This window comes from Halomonas piscis, from assembly GCF_031886125.1.
GTDB lineage: Bacteria > Pseudomonadota > Gammaproteobacteria > Pseudomonadales > Halomonadaceae > Vreelandella > Vreelandella piscis.
On record NZ_CP119391.1, the window covers coordinates 3,108,670 to 3,132,767 of the forward strand.

Genomic DNA, 24,098 nt, shown 5'->3' on the forward strand with positions numbered 1-24,098 from the left:
GATGGCTATGGACGCTCGGCCCCGGTCTCCCGCTCAAAAGAATAGGCCAGCCGCCAGGGGCGCACCAGCGCCGGCAGCACCCGCCAAAGCGGTTCGCGCTGCACGCTGAACGTCAATATCGGGGGAGGTTCGGCCCGGGACAGCGCAAAGGTAGGCTCGAGCGGACCCAGCTGATAGCGCATGCGGTAGCGCTCGGCGGCGGCCGCCTGCACGGCGAGGGGGCTCACCGCGCGATCGATGCCGGTCATCACCACCCAGCCATCATCCAGCCTGGTGGTCTTGCCCGCCGCGGCCGGCACGCCGGCGCCGAAGGTCTTGAAGCGCGTGCCGGTGAGCACGATGGCGCCGTCACCCCTTACCCGGAACCACTCTTCCCAGTCTTCCTTCTCCACCGAGTGCCGCCAGCGCAGGGTAAAGCGGGCGCCCTCACCGCCGGGGAAGGCATAGCGCAGCTCGCCTCCCTTGTGCACCGCAAGCCAGGGAAGCGGCCACGCAAGCGCGGCGGCCATGGCGGCCGCCGCGACAAGGGAAACCCCGACGGTGCCGGGCGTTACCCGCGGCGCCATGGAGCCCGTCCGTAACGGAAGTCAGCGGCTCCCTCAGGACGACTGGCTGTCGGCACTCTCTTCTGCCGCCTTGGCGTCGTTGGTCTGTTCATCAGCGGCGCTCCGACCATCGGCATCACCGCTATCGGCGTCTTCGTCGGCGCTGCCGGACAGGGACTCGTACACCGATTCGGCGCCGGGGTGCACCGGTGCCACCAGGTTCTCGTTCATGGTGTTCGGCTCAAACTGCTTGAGCGCGCCCACCGATACCTTGTCGGAATTGAGGTAGTCGTAGAAGCGCCGGGTCAGCTCTTCGGCGACGTCGTCGCGCATGTCGCTACCCACGATCAGCATGTTGCGGATCGCCACGGTGTCCACTTCCTCGTCGAGGTCGTAGCGCTCCGGCGCGCCGGCCGGCACCGTGTAGGTCTCGTAGTAGGGATACGCCTCCAGCAGCTTGTCCGCGACCTCGCCTTCCACCGGCACAAACACGATATCGGTATTCTGCTGAAGCCCGGTAATGCTGGAGTTGGGCACGCCCGAGGTAAAGAAGGCCGCGTCCAGGTTGCCGTTGCTCATGGCGGTGACGCTGTCGGCATAGCCGGTATGGCTGACCTTGGCCAGGTCGTCGTAGCTCATGCCCGCGGACTCGATGACCTTGGTCGCGCTCTGCTCGACGCCGGAGCCTACCTTGCCCACGCCCACGCGCTTGCCTTCAAGATCGGCAACGCTCTCGACATCGCTGTCCGCGGTGGCAACAATCTGCACCACGTTGGGATAGAGCCCCGCCAGCGCGCTGATCTCTGCCGGCTCGCCGTCAAACTGGTTGTCGCCGTTGACCGCGTCGTAGGCCACGTCGCTCATGACAATGGCGATATGGTTCAGGCCGTCACTGATGTTGTTGATGTTCTGCACCGAGGCGCCGGTGGATACCACCTGAACGTTCTCCACCAGGTCGCCTTGCTCAAACACGCCCTTGAGCGCGCCGCCGATGGGGTAGTAGGTGCCGCCGGTACCGCCGGTGCCAAAAATCAGGCTGACCGGCTCGCCGCTGGCCGCCTCATCACCGGCTTCATCGCCGCCCTTTTCGCCCATGTCGGCATCCGCCTTGTCTTTTTCCTCCTGCGCCTCGTCCGCCGCGTCGCTAGCGGCCGGGGCATCCCCTGCGCGGTCGTCGGCGGCTTCCGGCGTTTCCACCTCGGCCGACTTGGCACCGGCATCGCCGGTGGACTGCTGCGCGCCCGCGTCGCCGGTCTGGCTCGGCTCTTCGACGTCGGCATCGTCACCGCAGCCCGCCAGCAAGGCGCCGGAAAGCCCCAGCGCCGCCGCCTGTACCCAAATACGCTTTCTCATCGTCACTCTCCTCTTGTTATGGCGATTTGTCATGAACGATTTGCCCGGGTCGCTGCCCGGCATCGACGTTACCGTGACACTCTGCAACATAAAAAGGCCCCGGTATAGCGGTAATGCCGGTCAGTGGCACCTGTTCTCGGCAAACGGATCACGAGGCCTTCGCCTGCCGATCGGGACGACTGGCTCGGCGGTTTTTTCACGTAGCAGGGCAAAGCTTTGCAGTATCAAGAAAAATTGAGGAATTTCATTATTTTATAAATTGGTGCTAGGGTTAATAAAGCTAGACGTTATCCATGAAACGTGAGGGTAAGCGGGAGGGGTCACCATGAAGAACGTCTTTGTCGTGGGTCTCGATCCGTTCAATCGCCGCCTTCTCGAAGCGTTGCCGCAAGCGCACGGCGTTCGTTTTCACGCCCTGCTTGATTTCGATGAGGTTCGCGGCCGGAACGAATATCCGGTGGAGGCATTGCTCGCCCGCTGCGAGCGGCGCCTGGCGCATTTTGACGGCAGCATCGACGCCTTTATGGGATTTCTGGATTTTCCGGTCTCGCTGATGCTGCCGCTGCTGTGCCAGCGCTACGGCACGGCCGGGCCATCGTTCGAGTCAATGTTGCGCTGCGAGCATAAGCTGTGGAGCCGCATGCTGCAGCAAGAAGTCATTGCCGACAACATTCCCCACTTTGTCGGCTTTGATCCCCATGATGAGCAGCCACTCAGCGACCCTGGCCTATCGCCTCCTTTCTGGATCAAGCCGATCAAGTCGTTTCAGTCCTATCTCGCCTTCCTGATTCATGACCAGGCGAGCCTTGCTGCCGGCATTCAGGAAATGCGCCGCAGCATCGCGCATCTCGCCGATCCCTTCAATCAGCTTCTCGATCGCATCACGCTTCCCGAAGCCCTTGCTCAACAGCGCGATGCCGTCGCCATTGCCGAGGGTCAGCTCTCGGGAAGCCAGCATACAGTGGAAGGCTACGTCTTCAACGGGGAGGTCACGGTCTACGGCGTGGTGGATTCGATCCAGGAGGCAGACTCCTCCTCTTTTCACCGCTACGAATACCCCTCCCGTCTGCCGGCAGCCGTACAGGCGCGGATGGCGCGGATCTGCGAGCGGCTCATGCCGCACCTGGGCTACGACTATGGCGCCTTCAACGTGGAGTTCTTCCACGAGCAGGATGACGATCATCTGTGGCTACTCGAGGTCAACTCACGACACTCCCAGTCCCACGCCTACCTCTTTCAACAGCTCCACGGCGCCGCCCATCATCAGGTCGCGCTTGAGCTTGCACTGGGCCAGCGCCCGGCATTCCCCGCGCTCGACCCCGAGGCCGGCGTCGCCGCCAAGTTCATGCTGCGAACACGAACCGATGCCTTCATCACCGGCGTGCCCACACTCCGGGAGCGCGCCGCGCTGACAGAGCGCTTTCCGGATGCACACCTGGAAGTACTGGTACAACCGGGGCAGCGCCTCTCGGACCTCGCGGCGCAGGACAGCTATAGCTACGAGGTTGCGGACCTCTATCTCAGCGCCAAGGACGCTGAAGCGCTCGATGACGCCTATCGCGTGGCAGTCGATGCGCTGACCTTCCGCGTCGCTCAGGAGGTAGAAAGACCTCTGATCGTTTGAGCCGCAAGGCGGTTACGCAGCACGCCCCGGGTGCCACGCCCGGGGCAAAATGTTGGGTGCGCCTGCCCCACAGGCGGTTGAACGTGAGGAACGTCATGGAGATTGTCGAAGCCTTTCAGCACCGCGTGCGGCACGTGGAAAACCTCTGGATACCTCTTCCCGACGGCATGCGTCTGGCGGCGCGGGCGTGGATTCCGGAAGGGGCGGATGATCGGCCAGTGCCGGCAATCCTGGAGTACATTCCCTACCGCAAGGGAGATGTCACCCGGCAGCGCGACGAGGCCGTGCATCCGTTTCTTGGCGGCCACGGCTACGCCTGCCTGCGGGTCGACCTGCGCGGCAGCGGCGACTCCGACGGCGTGCTCACCGACGAATATCTGTCCCAGGAACTGGACGACGGCGAGGTAGTTCTCGCCTGGATCGCCGAGCAGACCTGGTGTGACGGCAACGTTGGCATGCTTGGCATCTCCTGGGGCGGCTTCAACGGCCTGCAGCTTGCCGCACGCCGGCCGCCGGCGCTGAAGGCGATCGTCACGGTCTCCTCCACCGATGATCGCTACACCGACGACGTGCACTACATGGGCGGCTGTCTGCTGACCGAGAACTTCGCCTGGGCGGGAACGATGTATGCGCACACGTCGCTGCCGCCAAATCCAAAGCTGGTCGGCGAGCGCTGGCGGCAGATGTGGCACGAGCGCATGGAAGGCAGCGGCTTCTGGCTCGGTGAGTGGCTCGCCCATCAGCACAGGGATAGCTACTGGCGCCATGGCTCGGTGAACGAGAATTATGCCGCCATCGATATTCCCGTCATGGCCGTTTCCGGCTGGGCCGACGGCTACTCCAACTCCGTCTTTCGTCTGATGGCGAACCTGAGCGGCCCGCGCGCCGGCCTGATCGGACCCTGGGGGCACAAGTACGCTCACGAAGCGCGACCCGGGCCGGCCATCGACTTCCTTGGCGAAGTGGTGCGCTGGTTCGACCGCTGGCTCAAGGGCCTGGCCAGCGGCGTCGAGGCCGAACCCATGCTGCGGGTGTGGATGCAGGATGCCACGCCGCCGGATACCACCCTGCAGATGAGCGCCGGCCGCTGGTGCTCATTCTCGGCAACTCCCGACCTGCCCCACGATCAGCGCGAGGAAGATGGGGGGGCGCTGGTGTTTGACAGCGACCTCCTCGCCGCACCCATGGAAATTCTGGGAGCGCCCCTGGTACAGCTGCGCCTGAGCGCCGACCGCCCGGTGGCTCAGGTAACCGTGCGCCTCTCCAAGGTGGCGCCAAACGGCGAAGTGGCGCGCGTGACCTACGGCCTGCTGAACCTCACGCATCGCGACAGCCATGCCGCGCCGCAGCCGCTCACCGAGGGTGTTTTCTATGGGGTGAAGGTGCGACTCAATGAGATTGCCCAGCGTTTCCCCGCCGGATACCGTCTGCGGGTCGCCGTCTCATCCTCATACTGGCCGCTCGCCTGGCCGGCGCCGGAGCCGGCGCGACTGACCCTGGACCTGGCCGGCAGCGCGCTGCAGCTGCCGCTGCGCCACGGCGAGGGCGCGGACGCGGCAATGGGCCCGCTTGGCGAGCCGCGTCGTGCGCCCAAACCGGAGACCACGGTATTGCGTCCGCGAGACTACGAGTGGCAGGTGATTCGCGATCTGCTGAGTAACCGCACCACCATGCAGATCAAGAAGGACGAGGGCGGCTTTCGCTTTGATCGGCTGGGGCTGACCATGTGGATCGACAGCGAGGAGCGCTACCATTGCACCGGCAATGACCGCGGCTCAGTGCGGGCCGAAAAACGCACCGAGCGCCGCCTGAAGCGCGAAGGCTGGGACGTGCGCGTGGTCACCCGCACCCGTCTCAGCTCGGACTCGCGTGCGTTTCATCTGCGTGCCGAAATGGACGGCTACGAGGATGATCGGCGGGTTCACAGCCACAACCTGGAGCAGACGATCCCCCGAGACCTGGTCTAGCCTTGTTTAACAGCCGGGCCAGGCATGGCTCACAGTCCCTCGAAGCCCCGCCAGCCGCCTTTGTAGGGGACAAGCGCCGAGGCCCCAGGAATTAGACCGGCAAGACAATGCCGATCCCGACCTCGGTGACCGGCCCGCTGCGCCTTCCGGCGAAGGCTATTCTATACCGGCGGCCTGGCGCAGGGCCTCGGCGCGGTCGGTTTTCTCCCAGGGGAAAGCGGTGAAGGTCTCCACGTGCTCCTCGCCCCGATCATCGGTCCAGCGGTAGCTGTGCTCGAACGGCTTGCGGCCGAAATGGCCGTAGGCGGCGGTGAGCTGATACATGGGGTGCTCAAGGTCGAGCATCCGGGTAATGGCGTAGGGGCGCAGATCGAAGTGCTCGCGCACCAGGCGCACAATAGCGGCCTCGCTCACCTTGCCGGTGCCGAAGGTATCGACCGACACCGACGTCGGCTCGGCCACGCCGATGGCGTAGGACACCTGGATTTCGCACTTGTCGGCAAGCCCCGCGGCAACGATGTTCTTGGCCACGTAGCGCCCGGCGTAGGCGGCGCTGCGGTCGACCTTGGACGGGTCCTTGCCCGAAAACGCGCCGCCCCCGTGGCGCGCCATGCCGCCGTAAGTATCGACGATGATCTTGCGCCCGGTGAGCCCGCAGTCGCCTACCGGCCCGCCGATGACAAACTTGCCGGTGGGGTTGATGTGATACTGGGTAGCCTCGTCCAGCCATTCGGCGGGGATCACCGCTTCGATGATTTCGCGCCTGACGATCTTGCGCAGCTCTTCCTGATCGATATCGGGGTCGTGCTGGGTCGAAAGCACCACGGCATCGACGCCGCAGGGCTTGCCGTGCGCGTCGTAGCGGAACGTCAGCTGGCTCTTGGCATCCGGGCGCAGCCAGGGCAAAAGCCCCTCGCGGCGAAGCTCGGACTGCTTTTGCACCAGCCGATGCGCGTAGTACACCGGCGCGGGCATGTAATCGTCGGTTTCGTTGGTGGCGTAACCAAACATCAGCCCCTGGTCGCCGGCGCCCTGGTCTTCGGGCTTGACGCGGTCCACGCCCTGGGCAATGTCCACGCTTTGCTTGCCGATGAGGTTGATGATGCCGCAGGTATCGCCGTCAAAACCGACTTCCGAGGAGGTATAGCCGATGCCGTTGATCACCTCGCGCACCAGCGCGTCAAGATCAATCCAGGCAGACGTGGTCACTTCCCCGGCAATGATCGCCACGCCGGTCTTGACCAGGGTTTCACACGCTGTGCGCGCCTGTTTATCGCGGGCAATAATGGCATCCAGCACCGCATCGGAAATCTGGTCGGCGATCTTGTCGGGGTGACCTTCGGAAACCGACTCGGAAGTAAACAGGGAATATTCGCTCATCGCGCTCTCGACCCTCTGTTCTGGTGGCAGGAGTGAAAATTGTTGCCAAAGGGCTGGAGTTTACACCCTGCCCGCACGGCTTCCTAGGATTTGCCGCCATGGGCGAAGTCAGCGATAATAACGGCTTTGATTTCCGTTTGCAGGCGAGGAGCACCCCATGCCGTCCCGATTTGAGCTGGCCAATGCCGTTCGCGCGCTTTCCATGGACGCCGTACAAAAGGCCAATTCCGGCCACCCCGGCGCGCCCATGGGCATGGCCGACATCGCCGAAGTGCTGTGGAATGACTACCTCAAGCACAGCCCTGAGGCCCCCCAGTGGGCCGACCGCGATCGCTTTGTGCTCTCCAACGGCCACGGCTCGATGCTGCTGTACTCGCTTTTGCACCTTACGGGCTACGACCTCGGCCTCGAGCAGCTGCAAAACTTCCGCCAGCTCCACGCCGCTACCGCCGGCCACCCGGAGCACGGCTACGCCCCGGGGATCGAAACCACCACCGGCCCGCTGGGCCAGGGGCTGGCCAACGCCGTGGGCATGGCGCTTGCCGAGAAAACGCTGGCCGGCCAGTTCAACCGCCCGGGCCACGCGATCGTCGATCACCGCACCTGGTGCTTTCTCGGCGACGGCTGTCTGATGGAAGGCATCTCCCACGAGGTGGCCTCCCTTGCCGGCACCCAGAAGCTGGGCAAGCTGGTGGCGTTTTACGACGATAACGGCATTTCCATCGACGGCGAGGTCGACGGCTGGTTTACCGAGGATACCGCCAAGCGCTTTGACGCCTACGGCTGGCACGTAGTGGCCAACGTCGACGGCCACAAGCCCGACGAGATCAAGGCAGCCATCGAGCTTGCCCTGACCCAGGACGATAAGCCCAGCCTGATCGTGTGCAAGACCGTGATCGGCTTTGGCGCGCCCAACAAGCAGGGCAAGGCGTCCTCCCACGGGGCCGCGCTCGGCGACGACGAAGTCGCCGCCGCCCGGGAGCAGCTGGGCTGGCATCATGCCCCCTTCCACGTTCCCGAAGACATCTACGTCGGCTGGGACACTCGGGAGGCGGGCAAGGCGCGCCAGGCCGAGTGGGACGCACGCTTTGCGCGCTACGCCGAGGCCTTCCCCGAGGACGCCGCCGAGCTTAAGCGCCGCCTGAAGGGCGAGCTGCCGCGCACGCTCACCAGCCTGGCGCTGGTGGAAAAGGCCCAGCAGGAGGCCAAGACCACCGCGTCGCGCAAGGCATCGCTTGCCGTGCTCAACGAGCTTGGTCCCCAGCTGCCCGAACTGCTCGGCGGCAGCGCCGATCTGGCGCCGTCGAACCTGACATTCTGGGACGGCGCCAGGACCATCACGCCCGACGCGCCCGACGGCAGCTACCTGCACTACGGCGTGCGCGAATTCGGCATGGCCGCGATCATGAACGGCATCGCCCTGCACGGCGGCTTTGTGCCCTACGGCGCGACGTTCTTGACCTTTATGGACTACATGCGCAACGCCATCCGCATGTCGGCGATCATGAACCAGCAGGCCATCTACGTCTTTACCCACGACTCCATCGGCCTTGGCGAAGACGGCCCCACCCACCAGCCCGTCGAACAGCTGACCGGCTTGCGCACCATTCCCAATCTTTGTGCCTGGCGCCCCTGCGACGCGGTGGAAACCGCCGCCGCCTGGGACGCGGCGGTCAAGCATACCTCCGGCCCCACCGCGCTGGTGTTTTCGCGCCAGAACCTCGACCACCAGCCGCGTACCCGGGCCCAGCTGGCCAACATCCAGCGCGGCGGCTACGTTCTTAAGGACAGCGAGGCCGCGCCGGAGCTGATTCTGATCGCCACCGGCTCCGAGGTCGGCCTGGCCATGGACGCCGCCGCCGAGCTTGAAGCCGGCGGCACCGCCGTGCGCGTGGTCTCCATGCCGTCCACCCAGCGCTTCGATGACCAGAGCGCCGAATACCGCGACAGCGTGCTGCCGGCATCGGTCACCAAACGCATTGCCGTGGAAGCCGCCCACGCCGACTACTGGTACAAGTACGTGGGCCTTGAGGGCCGGGTGATCGGCATGACCACCTACGGCGAATCCGCCCCGGCGGAGGATCTGTTCAAGCACTTCGGCTTTACCGTCGATCACGTGGTCGAGCAGGCCCGGGCGCTGCTGGAGAAAATGCCTTTGTCGGTGACGTCATGCCTGCGCTGAACGGTTTTTTGTGGCTGCTGCTGTGCTGGCTTGCCGGTGAGCTGATCGTCTACTACACCGGCATCCCCATTTCCTCCGGCGTGATCGGCATGCTGCTGCTGGGCGGCGCCCTGGCGATAAACGGCGGCGTGCCGGATAGCGTGGCCGCCGCCGCCCAGCCGCTGATCGCCATGCTGGCGATGCTGATCATGCCCGGCGTGACCGGCGTGTTTTTCATGATCGACGAGCTGGCCGGGCAGTGGACCGCGATCATGCTAAGCCTGGTCGTGGGCACCCTGCTCAGCGTGTTTACTACGCTTTGGCTATTGAAGCGCCTGATGCAGGATGACCATGCTGAGTGAGGCACTGCTAGAGCGACTGACCGCCACGCCGCTGTTCGCCGTGGCGCTTACGCTGGCTGCCTACCTGGTCGCCATGGCGCTGCTCAAGCGCCTTGGCCGGCCGCCCTGGCTACCGGCCATTCTGCTCGCCACCGTTCTGCTGACCGGCGCGCTGGTGCTCACCGGGGTGGATTACACGGCCTACCAGGACGGCGCCCGCTGGCTTACCGTGCTGCTGGGCCCGGCGACCGTGGCGCTGGGCATGCCGCTATACCAGCTGCTGCCCCGCATTCGCCAGCTGTGGCGCCCGTTGGCCGTGTGCCTGCCGGTGTCCGCCGTCATGGCCATTGTCTACGCGCTGGGCCTCGCCTGGCTCATGGGCGCGCCTCCCGAGATCATCGCCTCGCTTGCCGCCAAATCGGTTACTGCCCCCATCGCCATGGGCATTGCCGAGCAGATCGGCGGCAACGTCTCGCTGCTGCTGGGGGCGCTGCTGATCACCGGCGTGGCCGCCATTGCCTTTGTCAGCCTGGTTGCCAGGCTGATGGACATTACCGACGAGCGCCTGATCGGCTTTGCCCTGGGCGTCAACGGCCACGCCCTGGGCACGGTACGCGCCTTTGAAATCGGCCCCACCGCCGGCGCCTTTGCCTCGCTTGGGATGAGCCTGACGGGCATCTTCACCGCGCTTTTGCTGCCGCTGGCCTGGCAGCTGTTAAGCTGACGCCAATAGCCCCCTGAGCCCGGCTGCCGGCGGCCACGCATCTCACTTCAGCATAGCGGAGGACATCACACCATGGCGGACGAGGCTTACCGGTACCGCATTGCCATCAACGGCTACGGCCGCATCGGCCAGTGCGTGCTGCGCGCGCTGGTAGAGCGCGAGACGGCCAGCACCGACCCTACCCATATCGACCCGGTACCCATCGACATCGTCGCCATCAACGAGCTCTCGGACGCCGCTACCATCAGCTACCTGACGCGCTTTGATACCACCCACGGGCGCTTTCCCGGCACGGTGGAAAGCGACAACGGCGACCTGATCGTCAACGGCCGGCGCATCCGCCTGCTTAGCGAGCCGGACCCTACCCGGCTTCCCTGGCGCGAGCTCGACGTGGACCTGGTGGTGGAGTGTTCGGGCAGCTTCAAGGACCGCGCCACCGCTATGCAGCACATCGACGCCGGGGCCAAACAGCTGCTGTTTTCCCAGCCGGCGGAAAGCGACGTCGACGCAACCGTGGTATGGGGGATCAACCAGGACTCGCTGACGCTTGACCAGCCGGTGATCTCCGCCGCCTCCTGCACCACCAACTGCCTGGTGCCGCTTTTGACGGTGCTTAACGAAGCGCTGGGCGTAGAGCACGGCGTGACCACCACGATTCACTCGGCGATGAACGACCAGCCGGTGATCGACGCCTACCACCAGACCGACCTGCGCCTGACGCGCTCGGCGATGCAGTCCATTGTCCCCGTGGATACCGGCCTGGCCCGGGGCATCAGCCGGCTGATGCCGGACCTTGCCGGGCGCTTTGAGTGCCTGCACGTGCGGGTGCCCACCATCAACGTGTCGGCCATGGACCTGGCGCTGACGGTCAGCCGCAACACCCATGCCGCAGCGGTCAACGAACTGCTGCAAACGGCCGTGGCCAGCCGGCTCGGCGGCGTGCTGGGCTATACCGAGGAGCCCACCGCCTCCAGCGACTTCAACCACGACCCGCGCTCGGGGGTCATCGACGCCACCCAGACCCGGGTCGCCGGTGCACGGCTGGTCAAGCTTTTATGCTGGTTCGACAACGAATGGGGCTTTGCCAACCGCATGCTGGATATCACCCAACACCTGGCCCGGCTGCGCGGCGAAGCCCCGACTTTTCATGCCCAACGGCCCCACAGAAACGAGGACGCTTTGCCATGAGCGCGCACCCCCCGAATCTGCAAACCCCGAACGTACAAACCATGGAGGATCTTCCGCTTCACGGCCGGCGCGTCCTGATCCGTGAAGACCTGAACGTACCCATCCGCGAGGGACGGGTGGCAAGCGATGCCCGCCTGCGCGCGGTGCTGCCCACCATCCGCGCAGCCGCCGATGCCGGCGCCCAGGTGCTGCTGATGAGCCATCTGGGACGCCCGGTCGAGGGCGAGCCGGAAGACGAATTCTCCCTGGCCCCGGTGGCCACGCGCCTGGGCGAGCTGCTCGAGCGCCCGATTACGCTGGTCACCGACTACCTGGAAACCGCGCCCAGGCTTGGCAACGGCGAGATCGCCCTGCTGGAGAACGTGCGTTTCAACGCCGGCGAGAAGAAGGACGACGAAACGCTTGCCCGCCGCTACGCCGCGCTGTGCGACGTCTTTGTCATGGACGCCTTCGGCACCGCCCACCGCGCTCAGGCCTCTACCCACGGCGTCGCGCAGTTCGCCCCGAGCGCCTGCGCCGGCCCCTTGCTCGCCGCCGAGCTTGCCGCGCTGGAAACCGCGCTTGCCGCGCCCAGGCGTCCCATGGCGGCCATCGTCGGCGGCGCCAAGGTCTCGACCAAGCTCGAAGTCCTGACGGCACTGGCCGACAAGTGCGACCAGCTGATCGTCGGCGGCGGCATCGCCAACACCTTCATTGCCGCCGCCGGCCATAACGTCGGCCAGTCGCTTTACGAGGCGGCGCTTGTCGACCAGGCCCGCGCACTGATGGAAAAAGTCGACATCCCGCTGCCCACCGACGTCGTGGTGGCCACCGAGGTGTCCAAGGCCGCCACGGCCACGGTCAAGCCGGTGGAGCAAGTCGCCGACGACGAGATGATCCTCGACATCGGCCCGGCAAGCGCCGAGCACCTTGCCGACCTGCTCAAAAAGGCCGGCACCGTGCTGTGGAACGGTCCCGTGGGGGTTTTTGAAATCGACCAGTTTGGCGAAGGCACCCGGCGCCTGGCCCGGGCCATTGCCGACAGCGACGCTTTCTCGATCGCCGGCGGCGGTGATACCTTGGCCGCCATCGATAAGTACGCCATGGCCGACCGGGTGTCGTATATCTCCACTGGCGGCGGCGCCTTTCTGGAATACGTCGAAGGCAAAACGCTGCCTGCCGTCAGCGCGCTGGAAGCGGCAGCGAGATAGGCCGGCGCTTGTAACAGGCGTCTTGTTGAGACATGATCTCAACCAGCGCCAACAACACCGAGCTTTGCCGCCCTGCCTGGCAAAGCTCGGTGTCCACTTTATCTCCGCTACCGATATTAAGGTGACTTCATGGCATTAATCAGCATGCGCCAGATGCTGGATCACGCCGCCGAACACGGCTACGGCATCCCCGCCTTCAACGTCAACAACCTCGAGCAAATGCGCGCCATCATGGAAGCCGCCGATCGGACCGACTCGCCGGTGATCATCCAGGCGTCCGCCGGCGCGCGCAAATACGCCGGCGCGCCCTTTCTGCGCCATCTGATCCTGGCGGCGGTCGAAGAGTTTCCGCATATTCCGGTGGCCATGCACCAGGATCACGGCACCAGCCCCGCGGTGTGCCAGCGCTCCATTCAGCTGGGCTTTTCCTCGGTGATGATGGACGGCTCCCTGGGCGAAGACGGCAAAACGCCGATGGACTATGACTACAACGTCGACGTCACCCGGCGCACCGTGGAAATGGCCCACGCCTGCGGCGTATCCGTGGAAGGCGAGCTGGGCTGTTTGGGCAGCCTGGAAACCGGCATGGCCGGCGAGGAAGACGGCGTTGGCGCCGAGGGCAAGCTCGACCGCGAGCAGCTGCTGACCGACCCCGAAGAGGCGGCCGAATTCGTCAAGGCCACCCACGTGGACGCTCTGGCCATTGCCATCGGCACCAGCCACGGCGCCTACAAGTTCACCCGGCCGCCCACCGGCGATACGCTCTCCATCCAGCGTATCAAGGAAATCCACGCGCGCATCCCGGATACCCACCTGGTGATGCACGGCTCCTCCTCGGTTCCCCAGGAGTGGCTCGACGTGATCAACCAGTACGGCGGGGAGATTCCCGAAACCTACGGCGTGCCGGTTTCAGAAATCGTCGAAGGCATCAAGCACGGCGTGCGCAAGGTCAACGTCGATACCGACCTGCGTCTGGCCTCCACCGGTGCGGTGCGCCGCTTTCTGGCGCAGAACCCGGCCGAGTTCGATCCGCGCAAGTTCCTCAAGGAAACCGTCAGCGCCATGCGCGACGTGTGCATCAACCGCTACGAATCCTTTGGCGCCGCGGGCAACGCCAGCAAGATCAAGCCGATTAGCCTGGAAGACATGTACCAGCGCTACGAGCGCGGCGAGATGGCGCCCAAGGTCAAATAAGCATGGACCCGGCGCGTCCTCAGCCGGGCAGGCAACGTGAATACCACAGGCGGCCCCGGGCCGCCTTTTTCATGCCCCGGCGCCGCGGCATCGGCGTGGCCCCGGACGGGACCTAAGCCAGTAGCCGGGTCAGGGGCTTTGTGACACACTGAGGCGTCATCCGCTGCAAGGAATCGCCATGTTTCTGCCCCTTCTGCTGTTTGATTGCGACGGTACCCTGGTCGATAGCGAACCGCTGCTGGCAGAAGAAATGGCCGCGGGGCTCAACGCGGTAGGCCTGCCGTTTGACACCGCGACCTATCTGACCGAGTTCCGCGGCGTACGCTTTCGCCATATCGCCCAACGGCTGCAGAAGCGGCACGGCCAGGTGCCTGCCCACAGGCTCAAGCGTATGGAAAACGCCATGCGCGCCAATCTGGCCAAACGCCTCGCCACCGAGCTTGTGCCCCTGGCCGGCGCCCGGGAGGCGCTTGAGCAGCTCATCGCCTACCCCCGGGCGGTGGTCTCCAACGGCGCGGCGGCAAAAATTCGCACGGCCCTTGCCACCACCCGGCTTGACGGCTATTTCCAAACCGCCCTGTTCAGCGGCTATAGCGTCAACTGCTGGAAGCCCGAACCCTGCCTGCACCTTCATGCCGCGCGCGCCATGGGGTTTGCCCCCGGCGACTGCATCGCCATCGACGATGCCCTGGTCGGCGTAGAGGCCGCGCTTGCCGCCGGCATGACGGTGATTCACCTCAATCGCTTTCCCGACACCGAGACGACGCCGGAAAATGCCATTATGATACGCCACATGGGAGAGCTTCCCCGCGTGGTGGCGAAGCTCTCCCGGGGGCGCGAACCTGCTCCCACAGCCGGTGGAACGCCCGCAACGCCAACACCTCAGGCATCCACAGGAGGACGCTAATGGCATCGCTGCGCGACCAGCTCGGCGGACTGGTCTACTCAACGGAACAGGGCGACACCTGCCCTCACTGCCGCGAAGCCCTGGATCAGTGCCGCTGCGAGGCAATCGCCGAAGAACAGCGCCTCGCGGCGCTGGACGGCACCGTGCGCATCCGCCGTGAGACCAGCGGGCGCAAAGGCAAGGGGGTTACGACGCTTGCCGGTATCAAGCTGCCCGCCGATGAGCTGAAACAGCTGGCCAAGCGGCTGAAAAAGCGCTGCGGTACCGGCGGGGCGGTGAAAAACGGCGTCATCGAAATCCAGGGCGACCACCGCGATACGCTTTACCAGGCGCTGGTCGAGCTGGGCTATACGGTCAAACACGCCGGCGGCTAAGCTACGGGCAAGCCGCAGCGCCTTACAAAATCACGGCAAGGGACCCCCATGGTCTGGCTGGAATATCTGTTACCGCTCATCTTTCTCTTTCCCATGGCCGCCCTCGGCGCCGTGGTGCTGGCCCTGCGCAGTCTTCACGACGCCAGCGTGCGCTCGCCGTTTGATGCCGGCCTGCTGCGCGGGCCCGGCCAGGCGCTGCGCACGCGGCTGGACCAGGCCTTTTCCACGCTCTTTCTCAACGGCTCGCTGGGCCCGCTGGCAAGCCTCGCGCCGCTGGTCTACGGTATGGGCCGCATGCTCTTTGCCCAGCGGCAGTTCTGGGTCGAGTGGGCGCTTTACGGCCTGCTGAGCACCGTACTGGTGCTGATTTTTTCCCTGCTGCTGGTGCGCGACTACCAGCGTATCCGCCGCCTCAAGCTGGGCCTTGCCTGCGAGCTTGCCGTCGGTCAGGAGCTGGGGCGGCTGATCCACCCCGAAGCACACCCCTACGCCGTCTTCCATGACGTGCCTGCCGGGCGCTTTACCATTGACCACGTGGTCGTCACGCCAAACGGCGTTTTCGTTGTGGAAACCCGCGCTCGGGCTCTGGGCGTCGACAGCCGCGCGCTGAATCGGGTGTATGTAGAGCACGAGCGGCTGCGCTTTCCCCACTGGCAGGAGCGCCGGCCGCTGTATAAAACTCGCCAGGCCGTCAGCTGGCTGGATGAGTGGCTGGAGCGCCAATGCGGCGTGGCGGTCCCCGTACGCGGTGTTCTGGTGCTCCCCGGCTGGGAGATCGATACCCGGGAAGCCGCCAGCGACATCACGGTTGTCAGCGGCGAAAGGCTGGCCGCCGGGCTAACCGACATGGCCCCTGGCGAACTCGACAAGGCCGTTCACGACAAGGTGATCTCCCTGCTGCTAAAGCGCTCACAGCAGTCGGACAAACACCTGCGGCAGCCCTCGGCCTGATTCAGCCGTCGCCCCTGAGCCTGCCGCCCATCTCCTGGGCCAGGTCCACCGCGTAGTGATCGGTCATGCCCCCGATAAAATCCAGCATCCGTCGATAGCTATCGTATAGCGGCCAGTCCTGGCGGGGCGTATTCTCGCCGATCAGCGCGAGTACCCGCTGGTGCTTGAACGACAGCTCGCCGTAGTGGTGCAGCTCGTGGGCCGCGCCGATAAACGCCTCCAGCAGGATACCCAGCGTCGTATAGGCGCCGATCTCAAGCTTGGCCTTGCGCTCGTTCTGGAAAATGCGTTCCCGGGCAAGCGCCTTGGCCGCGCTCACCCCGCCGCTCAGGTCCGCATGGCAAAGGGACAGCAGATCCTGCTGCTGGCGTCCGCTCAGCAGAGCCGTTTCATGACGTACAAACACCTCGCCCACTTCGTTCACCGCGCGCTCCATGGCGGCCCCTCGCAGCAGGGCAATGCGGCGGCGCTGGGAAGCGCCGCGCCGCTGCATATCGGCATATTCCGGCGGCGTCTCACCGGCGATGCGCCGCAAAATATCCGCCACTTCTGCGTAACCCAGAATGCCCATTTCCAGGCCGTCTTCCAGATCCAGCAGGGCATAGCAGATATCGTCGGCGGCCTCCACCAGCCACGCCAGCGGATGGCGACACCAGCGATCTTTTCCCTGGGCGAGCAAGCCCAGACTTTCCGCCACTTCGCGCAGCAGGGGAAGCTCCGACTGATAGGCGCCGAACTTGCCGTCTGTACCTTTGTGGGTCACCGCCCAGGGATATTTGAGCAGCGTACCCAGCGTCGCCGCCGTCATGCGCATGCCGCCGTTAAACTGGTTGTATTCGATCTGGGTAATCACTCGAAAGCCCTGGGCGTTGCCCTCGTAGGTGAGCAAGTCATTGCGCTCGGCGGCGGTCAGGCCGTCGAGCAAACCGGCCTTGGCCGCCCGCTTGAACCAGTCGCGTATGGCATACTCCCCGGCGTGGCCAAAAGGCGGATTGCCGATGTCATGGCCGAGACAAGCGGTTTGTACGATCACCCCCAGATCTGCCGGGGCGATGCTGTCCGGCAGCCGATCCTGTAGCAGCTCGCCTACGATCATACCCAGCGAACGGCCCACGCAGCCCACCTCCAGCGAGTGTGTCAAGCGGGTGTGGATGTGGTCGTTTTCCGTGAGCGGATGCACCTGTGTCTTGCGACCCAGGCGGCGAAAGGAGCCGGAGAAGACAATCCGGTCGTGGTCCTTGTGGAACGGCGTGCGCCCGATTTCGTGAGAAATATCGAGACGCTTGTCGTGCAAACGCCGGGGGGACAGCAGCCGCTCCCAGCTCATCATCGTCATTGAGTTCGTCTCCGTGAACGCCGCGTATGGCGAAGGTAAGCCCCTGATACAGCCCATACTACATCAACTGCCCGCCTGCGAGCCGAGCGCCGATAGCAGGCAGCCCAAGGCGCCCATTGATATGGCAGGGTGTTCGTAGGAGGCCGGCTACGCCGGGCGAAAGCAGGCCGCAGGCCTGCCGGGGTTGGGTGGGCGTGCCCGTGCAGTGCCAACAGCAGACAAATCCGGGCGCCTGGCGGCACCGGGTTCGCCACTGCGCCCGCTATCGTGTCATCACGAGCGCAAGCGAAGTGATCTCCTTGCCTTGCCGTCGCCAGCAACCCCGAGATGGCGTCGCTGCGCTCGCCATGACGCAGTGGCGGTGGGCCGGCACGTTCTTTCTACGTGGTGGGAGCGCCTGTTAATGTCTTCAAATTCCGCGCACACAAAAAACCCGGCGCGGGGCCGGGTTCTCTGTGTATCAGTGCCTGACGATGTCCTACTCTCGCATGGGGAGGCCCCACACTACCATCGGCGCTGAGCGGTTTCACTGCTGAGTTCGGCATGGGATCAGGTGGTTCCCGCTCGCTATGGCCGTCAGGCGTAACCGGTGACATATCATGCCGAGGGTGATCGTCTCGTGTCGTATCCGACGACTTTACTGTCTCATCGTTGTCGCGACCCGACCCCTTGGGCGTTATAGGGTCAAGCCTCACGGGCGCATTAGTACCGGTTAGCTCAACGCCTTGCAGCGCTTCCACACCCGGCCTATCAACCAGCTCGTCTTGCTGGGCCCTTCAGGAGGCTCACGGCCTCGGGGATGTCTCATCTTGAAGGGGGCTTCCCGCTTAGATGCTTTCAGCGGTTATCCCGTCCGCACTTAGCTACCCGGCAGTGCCACTGGCGTGACAACCGGAACACCAGAGGTGCGTCCACTCCGGTCCTCTCGTACTAGGAGCAGCCCTTCTCAAACATCCGACGCCCACGGCAGATAGGGACCGAACTGTCTCACGACGTTCTAAACCCAGCTCGCGTACCACTTTAAATGGCGAACAGCCATACCCTTGGGACCGACTTCAGCCCCAGGATGTGATGAGCCGACATCGAGGTGCCAAACACCGCCGTCGATGTGAACTCTTGGGCGGTATCAGCCTGTTATCCCCGGAGTACCTTTTATCCGTTGAGCGATGGCCCTTCCATACAGAACCACCGGATCACTAGAACCTGCTTTCGCACCTGCTCGACGTGTCTGTCTCGCAGTCAAGCACCCTTGTGCTCTTGCACTCACTGCACGATGTCCAACCGTGCTGAGGGTACCTTCGTGCTCCTCCGTTACACTTTGGGAGGAGACCGCCCCAGTCAAACTACCCACCACACACGGTCCTCGATCCGGATCACGGATCGGAGTGAGAACGCCAATGATGCCAGGCTGGTATTTCAAGGGTGGCTCCCCCCGGTCTGGCGACCGGGGTTCCAGGCCTCCCAGCTATCCTACACAAGCAACATCGGCGTCCAGTGTGAAGCTATAGTAAAGGTTCACGGGGTCTTTCCGTCTGGCCGCGGGTACACCGCATCTTCACGGCGATTTCAATTTCACTGAGTCTCGGGTGGAGACAGCGTGGCCATCATTACGCCATTCGTGCAGGTCGGAACTTACCCGACAAGGAATTTCGCTACCTTAGGACCGTTATAGTTACGGCCGCCGTTTACCGGGGCTTCGATCAAGCGCTTCGCCGGAGCTAACGCCATCACTTAACCTTCCGGCACCGGGCAGGCGTCACACCCTATACGTCCGCTTGCGCGTTGGCAGAGTGCTGTGTTTTTAGTAAACAGTTGTAGCCACCTGGTATCTTCGACCGCCTTCCGCTCCGTCCGCGAGGGACTTCACGTACCGGCGGCGTGCCTTCTCCCGAAGTTACGGCACCATTTTGCCTAGTTCCTTCACCCGAGTTTTCTCAAGCGCCTGGGGATTCTCACCCTGACCACCTGTGTTGGTTTGGGGTACGGTCCCACCGTATCTGAGGCTTAGAGGCTTTTCCTGGAAGCGTGGCATCGATGACTTCCAGCCCGTGGGCTGTTCGTCTCGTCTCTCGGCCTTGAACCACCGGATTTCCCTGATGGTTCGGCCTACGGACTTTCACCGGGACGACCGTCGCCCGGCTCACCTAGCCTTCTTCGTCCCCCCGTCGCAATACTGTGAGGTACGGGAATATTGACCCGTTTCCCATCGACTACGCCTTTCGGCCTCGCCTTAGGGGCCGACTCACTCTGCTCCGATTAGCGTCGAACAGAAACCCTTGGTCTTCCGGCGAGGGCGTTTTTCACGCCCTTTATCGTTACTCATGTCAGCATTCGCACTCGTGATACCTCCAGCAAGCCTTTCGACTCACCTTCATCGGCTTACACGACGCTCCTCTACCACGTCTCCCGAAGGATACGTCCGTAGCTTCGGTACCTGATTTAGCCCCGTTACATCTTCCGCGCAGGCCGATTCGACCAGTGAGCTATTACGCTTTCTTTCAAGGATGGCTGCTTCTAAGCCAACCTCCTGGCTGTCTAAACCTTCCCACATCGTTTCCCACTCAATCAGGATTTGGGGACCTTAGCTGACGGTCTGGGTTGTTGCCCTTTCCACAATGGACGTTAGCACCCACTGTGTGTCTCCCACGCTGGCACTCACCGGTATTCGGAGTTTGCCTCGGGTTGGTAAGTCGGGATGACCCCCTAGCCGAAACAGTGCTCTACCCCCGGTGGCGATACGTGAGGCGCTACCTAAATAGCTTTCGAGGAGAACCAGCTATCTCCGGGCTTGATTAGCCTTTCACTCCGACCCACAGCTCATCCCCGCATTTTTCAACATACGTGGGTTCGAGCCTCCAGTTGATGTTACTCAACCTTCACTCTGGCCATGGGTAGATCGCCCGGTTTCGGGTCTATTCCCCGCAACTTGTCGCCCGGTTAAGACTCGCTTTCGCTACGCCTCCCCTAATCGGTTAAGCTCGCTACGGAAAATAAGTCGCTGACCCATTATACAAAAGGTACGCGGTCACCGAACGAGTCGGCTCCCACTGCTTGTACGCACACGGTTTCAGGATCTGTTTCACTCCCCTCACTGGGGTTCTTTTCGCCTTTCCCTCACGGTACTGGTTCACTATCGGTCAGCCAGGAGTATTTAGCCTTGGAGGATGGTCCCCCCGTCTTCAGTCAGGGTTACACGTGCCCCGACCTACTCGATTTCACGCGATCGGACTTTCGACTACGGGGCTGTCACCCACTATGGCGGCCCTTCCCAGGGCCTTCGTCTAGTCGTTCACGCGCTTAAGGGCTGCTCCCCGTTCGCTCGCCGCTACTGGGGGAATCTCGGTTGATGTCTGTTCCTCGGGGTACTGAGATGTTTCAGTTCCCCCGGTTCGCCTCGTCTCCCTATGGATTCAGGAGACGATACTCACCTTGTGGTGAGTGGGTTTCCCCATTCAGAGATCGCCGGGTCAAAGGTTGTTTGCCACCTCGCCGACGCTTATCGCAGGCTGCCACGTCTTTCGTCGCCTCTGGCTGCCAAGGCATCCACCGTGTGCGCTTCATTGCTTGACCCTATAACCCCAAGGGGTCGGTGTCGCAATGACAACGATTGCCGGATACGCTTGAGACGTATCACATGATCTTCTTGCGAAGATCGTTTTGTCAGCATGATATATCTTGTTAAAGAGCACTGCCTGAAAGCAGTCATAAGCGTCGTGACGGTTCACGGGGCTTATGACTGCTCAGGGGCACAGCGATCAGGCAATTCATTGTGGGCACTTGCCGGGCGGATGACGCATCGGTTAAGGAGGTGATCCAGCCGCAGGTTCCCCTACGGCTACCTTGTTACGACTTCACCCCAGTCATGAACCACACCGTGGTGATCGCCTTCCGAAGTTAGGCTAACCACTTCTGGTGCAGTCCACTTCCATGGTGTGACGGGCGGTGTGTACAAGGCCCGGGAACGTATTCACCGTGCCATTCTGATGCACGATTACTAGCGATTCCGACTTCACGGAGTCGAGTTGCAGACTCCGATCCGGACTGAGACCGGCTTTACGGGATTCGCTGACTCTCGCGAGCTCGCCGCCCTTTGTGCCGGCCATTGTAGCACGTGTGTAGCCCTACCCGTGAGGGCCATGATGACTTGACGTCGTCCCCACCTTCCTCCGGTTTGTCACCGGCAGTCTCCCTGGAGTTCCCGACCGAATCGCTGGCAAAGAGGGACGAGGGTTTCGCTCGTTACGGGACTTAACCCAACATTTCACAACACGAGCTGACGACAGCCATGCAGCACCTGTCACTGCGTTCCCGAAGGCACCCCGAGATCTCTCTCGGGTTCGCAGGATGTCAAGGGTAGGTAAGGTTCTTCGCGTTGCATCGAATTAAACCACATGCTCCACCGCTTGTGCGGGCCCCCGTCAATTCATTTGAGTTTTAACCTTGCGGCCGTACTCCCCAGGCGGTCGACTTATCGCGTTAACTTCGCCACAAGGGTCTCAAGGACCCCAACGGCTGGTCGACATCGTTTACGGCATGGACTACCAGGGTATCTAATCCTGTTTGCTACCCATGCTTTCGCCCCTCAGCGTCAGTGTCAGTCCAGAAGGCCGCCTTCGCCACTGGTATTCCTCCCGATATCTACGCATTTCACCGCTACACCGGGAATTCCACCTTCCTCTCCTGCACTCTAGCGCGACAGTTCCGGATGCCATTCCCAGGTTGAGCCCGGGGCTTTCACAACCGGCTGATCGCGCCGCCTACGCGCGCTTTACGCCCAGTAATTCCGATTAACGCTTGCACCCTCCGTATTACCGCGGCTGCTGGCACGGAGTTAGCCGGTGCTTCTTCTGTGAGTGATGTCGTTCCTGGCGGGTATTAGCCGCCAGGCCTTCTTCCTCACTGAAAGTGCTTTACAACCCGAGGGCCTTCTTCACACACGCGGCATGGCTGGATCAGGCTTTCGCCCATTGTCCAATATTCCCCACTGCTGCCTCCCGTAGGAGTCCGGGCCGTGTCTCAGTCCCGGTGTGGCTGATCATCCTCTCAAACCAGCTACGGATCGTCGCCCTGGTGAGCCGTTACCCCACCAGCTGGCTAATCCGACATAGGCTCATCCGATGGCGGGAGCCTGAGCCCCCTTTCTCCCGTAGGACGTATGCGGTATTAGCCCGAGTTTCCCCGGGTTATCCCCCACCACCGGGCAGATTCCTATGCGTTACTCACCCGTCCGCCGCTCGACGCCCAGGAGCAAGCTCCTGTCGTTTCCGCTCGACTTGCATGTGTTAAGCCTGCCGCCAGCGTTCAATCTGAGCCATGATCAAACTCTTCGGTTTCAATCATATAGTCCGTTGAGCGGACCAAACTTGGCTCAAGGTATCAAACGTCTCAAACGAGACCCGAAGGTCTCTGACGAGTCGCTTGCCTTGATGATTGGTGATTTGTCACCCACCCAGGCAAGCGCCCACATGAATTACCTGATCAACTTGTTAAAGAGCGTCTCGCGTTTTGCTGCGAGGAGGGCGTATTCTACACGCCTTTGAGCGGCTGTCAACGGCGATTGTTTCGAATCGCGTAACTCGCTGAAACCACCGGCCTTTTGGGGCCTTTCGCCGCCGGTGACGGCTTGGCGTCGTCGGCAGCGGATGCGTACTGTACGGCCTGAAAAGCGTTTACGCAAGGGACCGCGAGAAATAAATCGTGAGCTTTTCATCGACGAGAAGCGAAAAGCCTGTCGGCTTGGGGGATGCTTGCGAGTAAACTGGGCCCGCCGCTCACTCATACATATGCGCAGGCCCGCTCGGGGCTAGCGTCTGCCTTAGGGAGTCCCCTGATGAACCCGCACCTGCTTTCCATTGACTCGCTGGACCGGGGCCGCGTCGACCACCTGCTGCACGTGGCCGGCCGCATGGAGCCCATTGCCAGCCGCCGCCAGGTCACCCGGATACTGGAAGGGGCGGTACTTGGCAACCTGTTTTTCGAGGCCAGCACCCGCACCCGCGTCAGCTTCAACGCCGCCTTCTGCCGCCTGGGCGGCAGCGTCTGCGACACCACCGGCTTTACCTTCTCCTCCATGGCCAAGGGCGAGTCGCTTTACGACACCAGCCGGGTCATGAGCGGCTACTGCGATGCCATCGTCATGCGCCACCCCGAGCAGGGCTCGGTGGCCGAGTTTGCCAACGCCACCAACGTGCCCGTGGTCAACGGCGGCGACGGGGCGGGCGAGCACCCCAGCCAGGCGCTTCTGGACCTTTATACCATTGACAAGGAGTTTACCCGGCGAGGAAAAACGCTGCCCGGCGCGCATATTCTGCTCACCGGGGACCTCCTCCACGGCCGCACGGTGCATTCGCTGATCAAGCTGTTGTCGCTGTATCCGCCGATGCGCATCACCCTGGTTGCCCCGCCCGGGCTTGCCATGCCCCCGGCGCTGGTGGAGCTGGTGGCCTCTCGCGGGCATCACGTGGAGCAGCGCGACAGCCTGGCCAGCGACTTTGGCGACCTGGACGTGGTGTATACCACGCGCATCCAAAAGGAGCGCTTTACCAGCGAGCTGAGCGAAACCTTCAACGGCGTATCTGCCGACTTTTTGGTCAACAAGGGCTTCATGGATCGGCGCTGCACCGCGGACACCATCGTGATGCATCCGCTGCCCCGGGACAGCCGCCCCGACGCCAACGATCTGGACGTGGATCTGAACGGCGACCCCAGGCTGGCGATCTTCCGCCAGACCGACAACGGCATCCCCATGCGCATGGCGATTTTTGCCACGCTGCTGCAGGTGGAAGACCTGGTGGAAAAGGACATGCGCCCGGTGCGCTGGTTTGTGCCCGAGCGGCTGGGTACCCGGGACGACTGAGGCTGCC

General features: G+C 63.3%; 16 protein-coding genes and 3 rRNA genes. 12 read left to right on the top strand and 7 right to left on the bottom strand.

The window, feature by feature from the left end:
* Positions 1-5 precede the first annotated feature (5 nt).
* Both P1P91_RS14605 and P1P91_RS14610 read right to left on the bottom strand, forming a co-directional pair.
* On the bottom strand, positions 6-566 hold the full coding sequence (locus tag P1P91_RS14605) for a DUF1850 domain-containing protein (protein WP_311883551.1): 561 nt from the start codon (positions 564-566) through the stop codon (positions 6-8).
* 33 nt (positions 567-599) lie between these two features.
* Positions 600-1,898, bottom strand: a complete 1,299-nt coding sequence (locus P1P91_RS14610) for a TAXI family TRAP transporter solute-binding subunit (protein ID WP_311883553.1) — start codon at positions 1,896-1,898, stop codon at positions 600-602.
* 325 nt (positions 1,899-2,223) lie between these two features.
* On the opposite strand from P1P91_RS14610, the gene P1P91_RS14615 reads away from it, so the two are divergent.
* Both P1P91_RS14615 and P1P91_RS14620 read left to right on the top strand, forming a co-directional pair.
* Positions 2,224-3,522, top strand: coding sequence for an ATP-grasp domain-containing protein (locus tag P1P91_RS14615; RefSeq protein WP_311883554.1), 1,299 nt, complete (start codon positions 2,224-2,226; stop codon positions 3,520-3,522).
* A 95-nt stretch (positions 3,523-3,617) separates the two neighbouring features.
* Complete coding sequence (locus P1P91_RS14620) at positions 3,618-5,489, top strand: CocE/NonD family hydrolase (protein ID WP_311883556.1); 1,872 nt, start codon at positions 3,618-3,620, stop codon at positions 5,487-5,489.
* A 156-nt stretch (positions 5,490-5,645) separates the two neighbouring features.
* Here P1P91_RS14620 and metK read toward each other — a convergent pair whose 3' ends face one another.
* Positions 5,646-6,869: a methionine adenosyltransferase gene (metK, locus tag P1P91_RS14625; protein ID WP_311883558.1), complete on the bottom strand. Its 1,224-nt coding sequence runs from the start codon at positions 6,867-6,869 to the stop codon at positions 5,646-5,648.
* Positions 6,870-7,026: 157 nt separating this feature from the next.
* On the opposite strand from metK, the gene tkt reads away from it, so the two are divergent.
* The 9 genes from tkt to P1P91_RS14670 all read left to right on the top strand — a co-directional run bounded on the left by tkt (position 7,027) and on the right by P1P91_RS14670 (position 15,899).
* On the top strand, positions 7,027-9,051 hold the full coding sequence (tkt, locus tag P1P91_RS14630) for a transketolase (RefSeq protein ID WP_311883559.1): 2,025 nt from the start codon (positions 7,027-7,029) through the stop codon (positions 9,049-9,051).
* On the top strand, positions 9,039-9,392 hold the full coding sequence (locus P1P91_RS14635; RefSeq protein ID WP_311883560.1) for a CidA/LrgA family protein: 354 nt from the start codon (positions 9,039-9,041) through the stop codon (positions 9,390-9,392). The genes tkt and P1P91_RS14635 overlap by 13 nt, the downstream gene beginning before the upstream one ends.
* Entirely contained in the window at positions 9,382-10,095 is a 714-nt protein-coding gene (locus P1P91_RS14640; protein ID WP_311885812.1) for an LrgB family protein, read from the top strand. The genes P1P91_RS14635 and P1P91_RS14640 overlap by 11 nt, the downstream gene beginning before the upstream one ends.
* Before the next feature lie 72 nt (positions 10,096-10,167).
* Complete coding sequence (locus P1P91_RS14645; protein WP_311883562.1) at positions 10,168-11,283, top strand: type I glyceraldehyde-3-phosphate dehydrogenase; 1,116 nt, start codon at positions 10,168-10,170, stop codon at positions 11,281-11,283.
* The gene (locus P1P91_RS14650) at positions 11,280-12,473 is read left to right on the top strand and encodes a phosphoglycerate kinase (RefSeq protein WP_311883563.1); all 1,194 of its coding nucleotides are present in this window, start codon (positions 11,280-11,282) and stop codon (positions 12,471-12,473) included. The genes P1P91_RS14645 and P1P91_RS14650 overlap by 4 nt, the downstream gene beginning before the upstream one ends.
* A gap of 129 nt (positions 12,474-12,602) precedes the next feature.
* Positions 12,603-13,667, top strand: coding sequence for a class II fructose-bisphosphate aldolase (fba, locus tag P1P91_RS14655; protein WP_311883565.1), 1,065 nt, complete (start codon positions 12,603-12,605; stop codon positions 13,665-13,667).
* Positions 13,668-13,845: 178 nt separating this feature from the next.
* Positions 13,846-14,574, top strand: a complete 729-nt coding sequence (locus P1P91_RS14660; RefSeq protein ID WP_311883567.1) for an HAD family hydrolase — start codon at positions 13,846-13,848, stop codon at positions 14,572-14,574.
* Positions 14,574-14,948, top strand: a complete 375-nt coding sequence (locus P1P91_RS14665; RefSeq protein ID WP_311883568.1) for a translation initiation factor Sui1 — start codon at positions 14,574-14,576, stop codon at positions 14,946-14,948. Before P1P91_RS14660 ends, P1P91_RS14665 begins: the two co-directional genes overlap by 1 nt.
* Positions 14,949-14,996: 48 nt before the next feature.
* Positions 14,997-15,899, top strand: a complete 903-nt coding sequence (locus P1P91_RS14670) for a nuclease-related domain-containing protein (RefSeq protein WP_311883569.1) — start codon at positions 14,997-14,999, stop codon at positions 15,897-15,899.
* A 1-nt stretch (position 15,900) separates the two neighbouring features.
* Here the strand turns inward: P1P91_RS14670 and P1P91_RS14675 are convergent, their stop codons facing one another.
* The 4 genes from P1P91_RS14675 to P1P91_RS14690 form a co-directional block, all read right to left on the bottom strand.
* Positions 15,901-17,235: a deoxyguanosinetriphosphate triphosphohydrolase gene (locus tag P1P91_RS14675; RefSeq protein WP_311883571.1), complete on the bottom strand. Its 1,335-nt coding sequence runs from the start codon at positions 17,233-17,235 to the stop codon at positions 15,901-15,903.
* Between the two features lie 465 nt (positions 17,236-17,700).
* A 5S ribosomal RNA gene (rrf, locus tag P1P91_RS14680) occupies positions 17,701-17,816 on the bottom strand.
* A 99-nt stretch (positions 17,817-17,915) separates the two neighbouring features.
* Positions 17,916-20,805: ribosomal RNA gene (locus P1P91_RS14685) — 23S ribosomal RNA — on the bottom strand.
* Positions 20,806-21,036: 231 nt separating this feature from the next.
* Positions 21,037-22,568, bottom strand: a 16S ribosomal RNA gene (locus P1P91_RS14690).
* The 16S, 23S and 5S rRNA genes sit together here, the layout of an rRNA operon.
* A 497-nt stretch (positions 22,569-23,065) precedes the next feature.
* On the opposite strand from P1P91_RS14690, the gene pyrB reads away from it, so the two are divergent.
* Positions 23,066-24,091, top strand: coding sequence for an aspartate carbamoyltransferase (pyrB, locus tag P1P91_RS14695; RefSeq protein ID WP_311883572.1), 1,026 nt, complete (start codon positions 23,066-23,068; stop codon positions 24,089-24,091).
* Positions 24,092-24,098 lie beyond the last annotated feature (7 nt).

Excerpts from the sequence above, each read along its gene's own strand:
- metK (WP_311883558.1), bottom strand. The coding sequence starts at position 6,869 with ATGAGCGAATATTCCCTGTTTACTTCCGAGTCGGTTTCCGAAGGTCAC.
- P1P91_RS14615 (WP_311883554.1), top strand. The coding sequence starts at position 2,224 with ATGAAGAACGTCTTTGTCGTGGGTCTCGATCCGTTCAATCGCCGCCTT.
- P1P91_RS14675 (WP_311883571.1), bottom strand. The coding sequence starts at position 17,235 with ATGACGATGATGAGCTGGGAGCGGCTGCTGTCCCCCCGGCGTTTGCAC.
- P1P91_RS14640 (WP_311885812.1), top strand. The coding sequence starts at position 9,382 with ATGCTGAGTGAGGCACTGCTAGAGCGACTGACCGCCACGCCGCTGTTC.
- P1P91_RS14635 (WP_311883560.1), top strand. The coding sequence starts at position 9,039 with ATGCCTGCGCTGAACGGTTTTTTGTGGCTGCTGCTGTGCTGGCTTGCC.
- fba (WP_311883565.1), top strand. The coding sequence starts at position 12,603 with ATGGCATTAATCAGCATGCGCCAGATGCTGGATCACGCCGCCGAACAC.
- P1P91_RS14665 (WP_311883568.1), top strand. The coding sequence starts at position 14,574 with ATGGCATCGCTGCGCGACCAGCTCGGCGGACTGGTCTACTCAACGGAA.
- tkt (WP_311883559.1), top strand. The coding sequence starts at position 7,027 with ATGCCGTCCCGATTTGAGCTGGCCAATGCCGTTCGCGCGCTTTCCATG.
- P1P91_RS14660 (WP_311883567.1), top strand. The coding sequence starts at position 13,846 with ATGTTTCTGCCCCTTCTGCTGTTTGATTGCGACGGTACCCTGGTCGAT.
- P1P91_RS14610 (WP_311883553.1), bottom strand. The coding sequence starts at position 1,898 with ATGAGAAAGCGTATTTGGGTACAGGCGGCGGCGCTGGGGCTTTCCGGC.
- P1P91_RS14620 (WP_311883556.1), top strand. The coding sequence starts at position 3,618 with ATGGAGATTGTCGAAGCCTTTCAGCACCGCGTGCGGCACGTGGAAAAC.
- P1P91_RS14650 (WP_311883563.1), top strand. The coding sequence starts at position 11,280 with ATGAGCGCGCACCCCCCGAATCTGCAAACCCCGAACGTACAAACCATG.
- P1P91_RS14605 (WP_311883551.1), bottom strand. The coding sequence starts at position 566 with ATGGCGCCGCGGGTAACGCCCGGCACCGTCGGGGTTTCCCTTGTCGCG.
- P1P91_RS14645 (WP_311883562.1), top strand. The coding sequence starts at position 10,168 with ATGGCGGACGAGGCTTACCGGTACCGCATTGCCATCAACGGCTACGGC.
- P1P91_RS14670 (WP_311883569.1), top strand. The coding sequence starts at position 14,997 with ATGGTCTGGCTGGAATATCTGTTACCGCTCATCTTTCTCTTTCCCATG.
- pyrB (WP_311883572.1), top strand. The coding sequence starts at position 23,066 with ATGAACCCGCACCTGCTTTCCATTGACTCGCTGGACCGGGGCCGCGTC.